Genomic DNA, 11,759 nt, shown 5'->3' on the forward strand with positions numbered 1-11,759 from the left:
CAAACATATTGAAGGAGAAATGGAGGATGCTATATGGAGATATATGAAGCAATCGGACAAGAAGCTTTATTGGGTATTTTATCCCACCTATTTTTTATTGCTATTACTTTTTATGCTTTACAAGCTTTTATGATCGAAAAACTCTTTAAAAAGAATCGAGTTTTTCAAATTCAGCTCATTTATATATTACTTAGTATTGCGATAGGCTCAGCAGTATCTAATTTCTTTCTTCAAATCTCTAGCTGGTCAGGCAAACTTCCTTATTTATTTTAAAGAATTCGTTTCTCTTTTAAATAAATTCATATGTCTACATGCTTCAAAGGACTTTATAATACCCTTTGTGTGGCCCTTTGAACTATGTAAAAAGACTGATCAACACTGGATACGCAATCTAATGACGCCAACACATTAGATTATTATAAGCTTTACGCTATTAGCTACCAAGATAGCCATTGATAAATGTACGATAATAGGTGCCCACCACTTTTTTTATAGAAATTAAGTGAAAAGTTGTTTTTTATTCATATATCTTTGGGTATGTATTAGAAGCGAACGGGTTATTGGTCATTCACAAAAAAAAATTGGCAGCGTACAATAAATAAATAGCAAAATATCTAATAATGGCTTAAAATAGTGATTTGGACGCTTGAACGAGCGTTAGAAAAGTTGTACTATAGAGTTGTTTGTTTACTGATTATGACATTATACTTCTTTATTAAAATAAAAATTCGATAGGTTAATAGATTGAATTCGGAGGGACATAGGGTGGATAAAATAATAGTGACTGGCGGCCAAAAACTACAGGGAAAAGTACGTGTAGAGGGCGCAAAAAATGCAGTGTTACCAATCCTTGCAGCAGCTTTACTTGCTTCAAAAGGAGAAAATGTAATTAAAGAAGTCCCTAATTTAGCAGACGTCTTTACAATAAATGAAGTACTTAAAAGTTTAAACGCAGCAGTTACATATATACCTGAAGATAATGCCGTATATATAGATGCAACAAAAGAACTTTCAAGTGAAGCTCAATTTGAATTTGTTAGTAAAATGCGTGCATCTATTTTAGTAATGGGATCTCTACTTGCTCGTAATGGCTATGCTCGTGTGGCACTTCCTGGAGGCTGTGCAATTGGATCACGTCCGATTGAATTACATTTAAAAGGCTTTGAAGCAATGGGTGCAAAAATCTCATTTGGCCATGGCTATGTAGAGGCGAAGACAGAGGGTCGTTTAAAAGGGGCTAATGTGTATTTGGACTTCCCGAGTGTTGGGGCAACTGAAAATATTATGACAGCTGCATCTTTAGCTGAAGGGACAACTGTAATTGAAAATGCTGCGAAGGAACCTGAAATCGTGGATCTTGCAAACTTTATTAATAGTATGGGTGGCCGTGTAATCGGTGCGGGGACAAATACGATTCGTATCGAAGGAGTCGATACATTATATGGAGTAGAGCATCATATTATTCCAGACCGTATTGAAGCTGGTACATTTATGGTAGCAGCAGCCATTACTAGAGGAGATGTGGTGATTGAAAACGCAGTTCCTGAGCATATGACTGCTTTAATAGCTAAAATGCGTGAGATGGGCGTAGAAATTACAGAGTTGGATGAAGGAATCCGTGTACGAGTTCCTCAAACCCTAAAAGCAGTTGATATCAAAACAATGCCACATCCTGGTTTCCCAACAGATATGCAATCACAAATGATGGCGTTAATGCTTACTGCAGAAGGTACGAGTATTATTACAGAAACGGTATTCGAAAACCGCTTTATGCATGTTGAGGAGTTTCGTCGCATGAATGCTGGCGCTAAAATAGAGGGACGTTCTGTGTTTATCGAGGGGCCTGTGGATCTTCAGGGAGCTGAGGTTATGGCAACGGATTTACGAGCTGCGGCTGCATTAATTTTAGCAGGTCTTGTGTCTGAAGGCATGACACGTGTTACAAAGCTTCACCATTTAGATCGTGGTTATGTTGATTTCCATGGCAAATTAGCATCACTTGGTGCGAATATTGAACGTATTACAGAAGAAGTGGTGACAATTGAAGATGTAACAGTTGAATTGCCTACAAATTAAATAGATTTCAAAACCCTTTGCTTTTATGCAGAGGGTTTTTGTTTTCTCATAACTAAAAGAAATCTAGCATATTATTCCTTATGAAAAAATGGATGATTAGTATTGGTGTCATTTGCTTAATTGGGGCATTATATATGCTTCCTATAGTAGGGTTTAGTGAAAGACAAGAGGCTATCAAACCTCAAGCTAGTGATAAGAATGCTTGTGAAATATTTATAGAAGTGGAGGGGCAAGAAGAAAAAATCCCTTTGGAAACGTATATTACAGGGGTAGTTGCTGCAGAAATGCCTGTTTCTTTTAAAAAAGAGGCACTGAAGGCACAAGCCATTGCAGCACGCACATATGCGTTGAAAACGACAAATTACGGAAAAATTGCGATTGCTCCTACTGTGGCAAAGCAAGTCTTCTATGATGAAGAGCAAAGAAAGGCGAATTGGGCTAGCAATTTCCTGGGAAATGAAAAGAAAATTGTCGAAGCTATCAATGAAACGCAAGGACAAGTTATTCTTTATAATAATGAATTGATTACAGCCATGTTTCATTCAACAAGTAACGGTAAAACAGAAAGCGCTTATGGATATGGTGGAAATGATATTCCATATTTGCAAAGTGTTGCAAGTATATCAGATCAAGCATCACCAAAGTTTGAGGCTGTGCAAGAGTGGACTTTAGCTCAATGGAATAAGCTCTGGCCTATCCAATGGCAACCTAGTGATTTTAATCGTATCCAGTTATTTTATAATGACTCAGGGCGAGTAGAGCGTTTACAATTAGGAAATAATGTCTGGACAGGGAGAGAGGTAAGAACGCTTCTTGGTATTCCATCAACTGATTTCACTATCATCTTTAATGCCAATAAAAGAAAGGTTCAAGTGAAAACTCAGGGTTATGGTCATGGAGTGGGCATGAGTCAGTATGGAGCTGAGGCAATGGCAAATGAAGGGAAAACAGCTGCCGAAATTTTACACTATTATTATCAAGATATTGAAATAAAAAAAATAGATGCATGTTTAAAATAACTTCTAGTTGTTCACACTGCAACTAGAGGTGATGAAAATGAGAGAGGATAAAAATAACAAAGCTTCTCAAAACCAAGATCCAAATCAAAAGGAAAATGGCCAATTACAAAAGAAACCGTGGTTTTGGCCAGTAGTTTACACAGGTGGTGCACTTGTTCTAGCAGGATTGTTATTTGGTTACAATAGTCTCGTATCAAAAGTAGAAGAGGCTCCTTTACCAGATTTAGCTGAAGTAGATCCAGGTCCTGTAGTGGAAACTAATGCACGAACTGAAAACATGAAGTATCCATTCAAAGAAGAGAATTTTAGTAAAGTACAAGTCTTACAAGAATTTTACGAGTTAGAGGCAAATGAAGAGTCTCGTGAAAATGCACTAATGGTATTTAATCAAACATTTACTACATCTTCAGGAATCTCTATTGCTATGAATGGTGAAGAGTTTGAAGTACTAGCTGCTATGAGTGGTAAAGTACTAGAGGTAAAACTAGACGCATTTACAGGCAATAAGATCGTGATCGAGCATCCAAATGGTATGCAGACACATTATAGCTCTGTGAAGGATATCGCTGTTAAAGAAGGCGATGAGGTTACACAAGGTCAAGCATTAGGAAAAGCGACTGACAACGAGTGGAATCAAGCGGCTGGCGTCCACATGCATTTCGAAATTCTTGAAAACGGAAAATATATCAATCCGAAAAAATTACTAGCTTTTTAATGAGAAAAGCTAGTAACGCATAAAAAGTCAGCATTTTATCAAGAAAATGCAAAACGTGTTCTGAATAGCTTTGTCCTCACATAAGGTGAAGAAATGCGCAAATGTGCATCTGATTGCCAAAGCATTTTGTGAAATTGTGTGGAAAGGACGAAGAACGTGCATGAGCACATTCGGAAGCGCTGCATACGCCTCGGTGAATTACTGATTGAGACGCGTGAGACTGTGCGTGTCCTCGCGAAAATGACTGGTTATTCAAAAAGTACGGTGCACAAGGATTTAACAGAGCGATTACCAACAATTCATGAAGGATTAGCTGACCAAGTGAAAGAAATACTCGCCTACCATAAGGCCGTACGTCATATTCGCGGAGGAGAAGCAACGAAAAACAAGTGGAAAGAAAGAGCGAGTCAAGAATGATTCGTTCTTTTTTGCTGTGTTGGACAAGCATAAGTAATGATTTTCTAAGAATAGTAATTCTATATTATAGCCGTTCACTGCCTAAAAAGAAAACAGTCTTATTCACTAAATTTAGGTGAAATTACCAATAGAATATGATAAAATATTCTAGATAAAGAGATAAAATGAACGTTATGTAGTTGGAACTGGCGGGAAGGAGAAATTATAAAATGTTTTCGAAAGATATTGGCATTGACTTAGGGACTGCGAACGTATTAATCCACGTTAAGGGGAAAGGGATCGTCCTCAATGAACCATCTGTTGTGGCGATCGATAAAAAGACAAATAAAGTATTAGCGGTTGGGGAAGAAGCCCGCCAAATGGTAGGGAGAACGCCAGGTAATATCACAGCTATTCGTCCACTAAGAGACGGAGTCATTGCAGATTTTGATGTGACAGAGGCGATGTTAAGACATTTCATCAATAAATTAAACGTAAAAGGATTTTTGGCGAAGCCACGCATATTAATTTGTTGTCCAACGAATATTACAAGTGTTGAACAAAAGGCAATTCGTGAAGCTGCTGAAAAATCCGGTGGTAAAAAAGTATATTTAGAGGAAGAGCCAAAAGTTGCAGCAATAGGTGCTGGAATGGATATTTTCCAACCAAGTGGAAATATGGTAGTCGATATCGGGGGCGGAACGACAGATATCGCAGTTCTATCAATGGGTGATATCGTAACAAGTGAATCCATTAAAGTAGCAGGCGATGTGTTTGATAACGATATTTTGCAATATATTAAAAAAGAATATAAATTGCTGATTGGAGAACGTACTGCAGAGGCAATCAAAATGACAATTGGTACAGTTTTCAAAGGTAGTCGCAATGATACAATGGATATTCGTGGCCGTGATATGGTAACAGGTTTACCACGTACAATTACAATTGAGTCTGAAGAAATTGAACGTGCACTACATGAGTCAGTAGCCATGATTGTCCAGTCAGCTAAAAATGTCTTAGAAAAAACACCACCTGAACTATCAGCCGATATCATTGATCGTGGAGTGATTATAACTGGTGGTGGTGCATTGTTACATGGAATGGACCAGCTATTAATAGAAGAGTTGAAGGTACCTGTTTTCATTGCAGAGAGACCTATGGATTGTGTAGCCATTGGTACAGGTATCATGCTTGAAAATATTGATCGTGTGCCAGCATCCTTATAAAAATAAAATGAGGTGATTTCTTTGTTTAAAGGATTTTATACAGTTGCAACAGGTATGATCACGCAACAAAGAAGAACAGAATTACTTACCAATAATTTATCAAATGCGAATACACCAGGATTTAAGGCAGATCAATCTACGATTCGCTCATTCCCAGATATGCTAATGTCTAGCATTGGAAAAACAAATGCTCCTGCTCACCAACAAGCCGGCGCTGAATATATGAGTCAAGTAGGAGCTTTAAATACAGGGACATATTTACAAGAAACATTGCCAAATTACATACAAGGCCAAATCTATAATACTGATTTTACAACAGATATGGCATTGATTAATGGAAACTTACCACAAAATGAAGATGGGGTTATGGGTTCAATTTTCTTCCGACTAGAACATCCTGCTGGTGGTGAGGCTTACACACGTAATGGTAATTTCACGTTAGATGGGCAAGGCTATTTAGTTAATGGTCAAGGATTATATGTACTAAATGATGCTGGGCAACGTATCCAGCTACCAAATGATGATTTCCGATTAGATGAAAGTGGCGCTATCTTTGTAAATAATCAACAAGTAGCTCGTGTTGGTGTATCATTTGCTGCAAACCCGAACATGCTACAAAAACAAGATAATGGCCTTATTCGTACAGAAAATGGTGAGAACTTGCCAACAGCTTATGGAGCGAATGGTGTTTCCTTTACACTACGTCAAAACTTTTTAGAAGGGTCAAACGTAGATTCTGGTCGCACAATGACAGATTTAATGACTGCCTACCGTGCATTTGAAGCAAATCAAAAAGTATTACAAGCTTATGATCGTAGCATGGAAAAGGCTGTAAATGAAATCGGAAAAATTTAATGGGCGAACAGGAGGCTTTTATCAATGCTACGTACAATGATTACAGCTACAAACACAATGGGGCAATTACAAAACAAACTGGATACCATTAGTAATAACATTGCTAACAGTAATACAACGGGCTATAAAACAAAGGAAGCATCCTTTAATGAATTACTTTATCAGCAATTTAATAATGATAAGCAGGATCGCGCAGAACGACAAACACCTGTTGGTATTCGCTATGGATCTGGCGCAATGATTGGGCAAATTAAATCCAATGAAAAGCAAGGTTCATTACAAACAACTAATCGTGATTTAGACTTAGCTTTCACAAAAGCGAAACAATATTTCAATATTTTGATGCCAGATGGTGAAAATGGAACTGAAACAGTGTATACTCGACAAGGTGACTTTTATTTATCTCCATTGAATAATGGAACAGTTATGCTTGTAACAGCAGAGGGTTATCCAGTAGCTAACGCTGCAGGACAAGCTATTACATTACCAGACACGGTTCAAAAGTTTGCTGTTCGAGATGGTGGCGTATTAGAAGCATCTTATCCAAATGGGGATATTATTCGTACGGATTTAGCTGTAACAGAATTCCAAAAGCCGCAATTAATGGAGCATGTTGCCGGTTCTTATATGGGATTACCTAATAATTTAGCTGAACTTGGCTATACGCAGGCAGAAGTTTTGACAGAGTTTGTGGGAGCCAACCGTCAGCAAATTGGCATGCAAAGTGGTACACTAGAAATGTCCAATGTTAACCTCTCGAAAGAAATGACAGAACTCATTCAAACACAACGTTCTTATCAATTCAACGCAAGAGCGGTGACATTAGCAGATCAAATGCTAGGACTTATTAATGGCATTCGATAGGAAGTTATCCAAAAACGCATAGTAAGGAATGAAGAGGAGTACAATCTATGACAAACGATTCACGTCGACGTTCTGTGCCGACACAAGAAACCGATACGCAACCGCAACCAGAAAAGAAAGAACGCCGCTCGACTGGAGAGCAACGCGAGGTTCGATGGGTGCAAATCCGACTGATTCCGATTTGGTTACGCATTGTAATTGTTCTCATTTTAGTCGTTGTTGCCGCAGCATTAGGCGCAATGTTTGGCTTTAGCGTTATTGGAGAAGGCAATGCTATGGATATTTTTAAACGAGAAACATGGCAGCATATATTTGATATTATGAATGGTAAAGAATAACATTATTCTTTACCTTACTTTGTGTATACATACTTAAATTTTTGAGGGGGAAATGACATGTTAACTGCAGAACAAATTCAAGCAATTTTACCACACCGCTATCCTTTTTTATTCGTCGATCGCATCATTGAATTAGAAGAAGGGAAACGTGCAGTAGGATTAAAAAACGTTTCAATTAACGAAGATTTTTTTAATGGGCACTTCCCAGGTTATCCAGTTATGCCAGGTGTGTTAATTGTGGAAGCTTTAGCTCAAGTAGGTGGAGTGGCTTTATTAAATGCTGAAGAATTTAAGGGTCGTTTAGCATTTTTAACGGGTGTTGATAATTGTCGTTTCAAGCGTCAAGTCGTACCAGGCGACCAACTTAAATTGGAAGTGGAGTTTGTAAAACTTCGTGGCGCAATGGGTAAAGGTCATGGTGTAGCAACTGTAGATGGAGAACTTGTATGTGAGGCCGATATTCTATTTGCAATTGGGCCTGAACAGCCTAAACAAGCTTAATTTGCATTTGTAGACCAAAAGATATAAAATAGATAAAGTCAAGTCAAAAATAGATTAGTAGGTTCTTAAATTGCGATGGTAAATAAGCGATTGTGAATTGAAATAGATGTAATTTTTAGGTTTTACAAACGTAGGAGGATTATTAAGATGTATAAGGAATTGTCTTCAGGTATTAAAATTAGCATTACTCGTTCGATTTCAACATCTTTTGAAGCATACTTAGCAAGTATTGGTTGGGATGAAGAGCGCTTTTCCATGGAAGACTTCATTGCAAGCTGGCAGACTTATTTTCAGGAGAATGCCGCATGGATCGAAAAAATCCCTGCCGATACATTGATGAGCGCACAGTTTCATGAAGAAATGGCACAAAAAATCGATGAGGTTATTGCCAAAATTTTAAATGAAGAACCAACAGCGCAGCAAATCGAAACAATCGAAGCATTGCAAAAAGAGCTAGGCACAAACTATAGCTACGACTGTAAAGCAGAGGCAGCATATATTGAACAGTTATTAAAAGAAAAACAAAAATAGTTTGTACAAAAATCGGATAGTTCCCTCCTTTCTCGGGCAATCTATGTAGGATCACAAATACAGTAGATGTATTTGATGACATAGTACCCAAGAAAGGAGGTTTTTTACTATGTGGAAAATGTCATTTTTAACCATCATTCTTGCAACTGCATTCCTTGGAGGTTGTAACTGGGGAAATAATGCAGTAGAAGATCACCCTGTTCGAGAAGCCGAGAATGACGTACGTCGTGGTGTTGACAACGTCGAGGATGCATTAGATCCGAATAGACGAGATAATGCATACGATCGCAATAATGTAAATGGGAATGGTGTTGATCGAGGTACTGTAAACGATAATACAACATTACCTGAAGCAACAACACCTGGTTCTAATGCTGATATCAACAGCACAAACGGCTATGACAACACACCAAATGCAAACGGTGTAAACGGTGTTGAACGTAATGACAACATAAACAGCAATAACAATAATAATGTTGTCGACGATAAAGTTAACAACACTGAAAAATACCGTGATGGTATGAACAACCGATAACATAAAAAAGAGTGTTTCCTTTATGGAAAACACTCTTTTTTCAATTTAGAGGGAAGCGAAGCGAATATCCGCGGGAGGAGAGTGAATACCCGCGGAAGGAGGGTGAATACCCGCGGGAGGAGAGAGAATACCCGCGGGAGGAGAGAGAATACCCGCGGAAAGAGAGTGAATACCCGCGGAAGGAGAGTGAATACCCGCAGAAGGAGAGCGAATACCCGCGGAAGGAGAGCGAATACCCGTGAAAGAGAAGCGAATACCCGCGGAAGGAGAGTGAATACCTGCGAAGCTAAGCAAAACCTCCATCAAAAATAATTTTTCATATGTTCCAGTAAATTTTCTGGTAAATGGTAAACACGATTCTTATAGGTACCGGTATATGGAAACTTAAACTTCCGTAGCAATCGAGTAGCTGCATCGTTAGAATTAATTCTAAAAAACGCTCGTAACTGTTTATTGGTAATAGAATGACTAATCAATAACCGATAATCAAGCAAAGCCTCTGCGAAAATTTCTATACTTCTATAATGACAAAATGAACATTTCCAAATGCCACGATGGAAGTACATATTATTTTGATAGGTACATTTTGGACAAAGAACACCGTGTCGAAATCGTGATGGGGCAATTGATGTATGAATCTGAGGAATAATTTGTTTAGAAAGTAGTAGGTGCACTAATTGGGTTAATTGATTATCTATTAATTTTTTAGGGTGCTTTTTAAAAAGCGACTGGAGATACTTATGAAGTCCGGACGCATGAAAAATGGGAAGAGTACTAGTTGAATTGACGATGATTGTGGAAGGATTTGCTATAACAACAGCCCCTTCAACAGGAAGGGAATAACTTGTAATCAGATTTTTAAGAAATTCCATATGACGCTCAGTTTGAGTAAGAGCATTTGGAAATCCTTCAACAGTACCATCAACCCTTGTGCGTGTGCATTGATGTGTGTGTTGATCAAATTCAAGACGACCATGTATGTTTTTGATTTCTACAACCAACATAAAATGTGGACAAATAAAAAGCGTATCAATCTGATGCAGATGTTGAGCCGTGTTCATAAGACATAAATTATGTAAGACAAAAAAGGTATTTGGATATATTAATTCATGCCATACGCGATCAACCTTTTGCTCGCCAGCAAACCCTGCATCTAGTCGACGATACTGCTCTTGATAATAATGATATTCTACATCATCCTTTAAAAGACGCCTCATCAAAGCCTCAAGCCATAATAATTTTAAAGGCTTCTTCCTTATAGCAACCACCAAATGTAACCCTCCTTTTTTAAATTGTATTGTACAAAAAAATTACTGCTTGTCCAATAAAAAAACGATGCAAAAATTCGCATCGTCAGTCATTTTTTAATTTTGGTCGCTTTTTCATATCTTGTGTAAAGCGATCCAGTAAATCCTCTAAAGAAACACCCTCAGCAAGTAGCTCGGAAAGTAATTGTTCTGCATATTTTGATCGTTTAATTTTAAGCGTACCTTTTAATAGGACTGAAACATGATTACCGATTTCTTCAACAGTATGTACGATCACCTGAAAAGGAGCGGGTTCATTATCTGGAAATGAAATAACTGCACGTACATTGAAGACTGTAGCATTTGCTAAGAGCTCATCAAAGGTTGAGCGATATTGTTTTTCCATAAACAATTCAAGTACCCAAGATTGATGGCTATTTTCCTGATTAATAATGATGCCATCGATTAAAGGGAATGGTTGCACGCCATCTTTCGTGACAAGGTCAAAGGAAAGCATTTTAAAGGTTTTCACTATGTATATTCCTCCTAAGTCTGTCATTCTTTTAGTATAACACATGAGACAGCTGTTGTTTGTGATGCGCACCTGTGACGGTTTTTCAAAAACTGCGAAATTGCAGTTTTCATGGAATAGCATTTGCCATTACAGCCTAAAGCATTCAGCTAGAAAATTAATAAAAAATAGAAAAATAAAAATGCCGATTTACCCAATTTATGCACAAAAACTGAAGGAAATTAACAATATTGATTTTTGCGAATACCGGAATCATTTTGTAAGATGAGAGCAATCAAAAGCAAAGGAGGTGAATGAATGAATCAAGTCGGATTGGTTGGAAGGTTTACAAAAGACCCGGTGTTACGTTACTTATCTGGAAATCGTGTGCAAACTCATTTCTCACTAGCCATTAATCGTAATTTTAAAAACAATCAAGGGGAAGTAGATACAGATTTTGTTTTCTGTACAGCTTGGGGAAGGCTTGCAGAGAATATCGTTAAATATTGCGGTAAAGGTTCATTAATCGGTGCCACTGGCCGTATTCAAACAAGGTCATTTGTAAATGAGGAAAGCACTAAGATTTTTATGACAGAGATAGTGGTTGAGGATGTTAGATTTTATCAACTTAAACAAAGAGATAGTGACGAAGCAGTTACTATACCGCCACAGCCACCGAATGAACAGGAACACTTAAAGGATTTTGTTTTACCTTAGCAAGTATAGCTTACATACGGGGCAAGAGAACATTCATTGTCTGATCCGCCATTCTCCTTATATTTCTTGCACCGTAACAAACAGAAAGGAATGATGTGGAACACTATAATCAACATTGCTGAAGACCGCACAGCAATGGGATTTTCAACACAACTAAATATGAATGATGAAGTAAGTAGGGAAAAGAAGTAGCAAGTTCCACTAAAAGAGCGCCAAGAATTTGCTCTT

15 protein-coding genes are annotated in these 11,759 nt (G+C 37.8%); 13 read left to right on the forward strand and 2 right to left on the reverse strand.

What is annotated here, in order from left to right; all coding sequences use genetic code 11:
• Positions 1-33: 33 nt before the first annotated feature.
• The 12 genes from MKZ14_RS02920 (at position 34) to MKZ14_RS02975 (ending at position 9,056) form a co-directional block, all read left to right on the forward strand.
• A complete protein-coding gene (locus tag MKZ14_RS02920; RefSeq protein WP_004269481.1) occupies positions 34-273 on the forward strand; it encodes a DUF1146 family protein in 240 nt (79 codons plus the stop codon).
• A gap of 492 nt (positions 274-765) precedes the next feature.
• The gene (gene murA, locus MKZ14_RS02925; RefSeq protein ID WP_036076091.1) at positions 766-2,076 is read left to right on the forward strand and encodes a UDP-N-acetylglucosamine 1-carboxyvinyltransferase; all 1,311 of its coding nucleotides are present in this window, start codon (positions 766-768) and stop codon (positions 2,074-2,076) included.
• Positions 2,077-2,156: 80 nt separating this feature from the next.
• Positions 2,157-3,095: a stage II sporulation protein D gene (gene spoIID, locus MKZ14_RS02930; protein ID WP_036076092.1), complete on the forward strand. Its 939-nt coding sequence runs from the start codon at positions 2,157-2,159 to the stop codon at positions 3,093-3,095.
• A 37-nt stretch (positions 3,096-3,132) separates the two neighbouring features.
• On the forward strand, positions 3,133-3,810 hold the full coding sequence (locus MKZ14_RS02935) for a M23 family metallopeptidase (RefSeq protein WP_048395635.1): 678 nt from the start codon (positions 3,133-3,135) through the stop codon (positions 3,808-3,810).
• 156 nt (positions 3,811-3,966) lie between these two features.
• Entirely contained in the window at positions 3,967-4,227 is a 261-nt protein-coding gene (locus MKZ14_RS02940; protein ID WP_004269485.1) for a sporulation transcriptional regulator SpoIIID, read from the forward strand.
• 209 nt (positions 4,228-4,436) lie between these two features.
• Positions 4,437-5,432 carry a rod shape-determining protein gene (locus MKZ14_RS02945; RefSeq protein WP_004269486.1) on the forward strand — a complete coding sequence of 332 codons (996 nt, stop codon included), beginning with the start codon at positions 4,437-4,439 and terminating at the stop codon, positions 5,430-5,432.
• Positions 5,433-5,453: 21 nt separating this feature from the next.
• Complete coding sequence (locus MKZ14_RS02950; RefSeq protein WP_066036934.1) at positions 5,454-6,287, forward strand: flagellar hook-basal body protein; 834 nt, start codon at positions 5,454-5,456, stop codon at positions 6,285-6,287.
• A 24-nt stretch (positions 6,288-6,311) separates the two neighbouring features.
• Positions 6,312-7,151 carry a flagellar hook-basal body protein gene (locus tag MKZ14_RS02955; RefSeq protein ID WP_305193504.1) on the forward strand — a complete coding sequence of 280 codons (840 nt, stop codon included), beginning with the start codon at positions 6,312-6,314 and terminating at the stop codon, positions 7,149-7,151.
• 47 nt (positions 7,152-7,198) lie between these two features.
• Complete coding sequence (locus tag MKZ14_RS02960; RefSeq protein ID WP_004269489.1) at positions 7,199-7,489, forward strand: DNA-directed RNA polymerase subunit beta; 291 nt, start codon at positions 7,199-7,201, stop codon at positions 7,487-7,489.
• Between the two features lie 57 nt (positions 7,490-7,546).
• Complete coding sequence (gene fabZ, locus MKZ14_RS02965; RefSeq protein ID WP_016991806.1) at positions 7,547-7,990, forward strand: 3-hydroxyacyl-ACP dehydratase FabZ; 444 nt, start codon at positions 7,547-7,549, stop codon at positions 7,988-7,990.
• Between the two features lie 147 nt (positions 7,991-8,137).
• Positions 8,138-8,521 carry a hypothetical protein gene (locus tag MKZ14_RS02970; RefSeq protein ID WP_016991807.1) on the forward strand — a complete coding sequence of 128 codons (384 nt, stop codon included), beginning with the start codon at positions 8,138-8,140 and terminating at the stop codon, positions 8,519-8,521.
• Between the two features lie 109 nt (positions 8,522-8,630).
• On the forward strand, positions 8,631-9,056 hold the full coding sequence (locus MKZ14_RS02975) for a hypothetical protein (protein WP_036076101.1): 426 nt from the start codon (positions 8,631-8,633) through the stop codon (positions 9,054-9,056).
• 302 nt (positions 9,057-9,358) lie between these two features.
• Here the strand turns inward: MKZ14_RS02975 and MKZ14_RS02980 are convergent, their stop codons facing one another.
• Both MKZ14_RS02980 and MKZ14_RS02985 read right to left on the reverse strand, forming a co-directional pair.
• Positions 9,359-10,324: a nuclease-related domain-containing protein gene (locus tag MKZ14_RS02980; RefSeq protein WP_339281001.1), complete on the reverse strand. Its 966-nt coding sequence runs from the start codon at positions 10,322-10,324 to the stop codon at positions 9,359-9,361.
• 85 nt (positions 10,325-10,409) lie between these two features.
• On the reverse strand, positions 10,410-10,835 hold the full coding sequence (locus tag MKZ14_RS02985; protein WP_048395644.1) for a YwpF family protein: 426 nt from the start codon (positions 10,833-10,835) through the stop codon (positions 10,410-10,412).
• A gap of 297 nt (positions 10,836-11,132) precedes the next feature.
• Between MKZ14_RS02985 and ssb the strand changes: the two genes are divergently transcribed.
• Positions 11,133-11,531, forward strand: a complete 399-nt coding sequence (gene ssb / locus MKZ14_RS02990) for a single-stranded DNA-binding protein (protein WP_004269495.1) — start codon at positions 11,133-11,135, stop codon at positions 11,529-11,531.
• Positions 11,532-11,759: the final 228 nt, after the last annotated feature.

It is taken from the genome of Lysinibacillus sp. FSL P2-0066, from assembly GCF_037969495.1.
Taxonomy (GTDB): Bacteria; Bacillota; Bacilli; order Bacillales_A; family Planococcaceae; genus Lysinibacillus; species Lysinibacillus boronitolerans.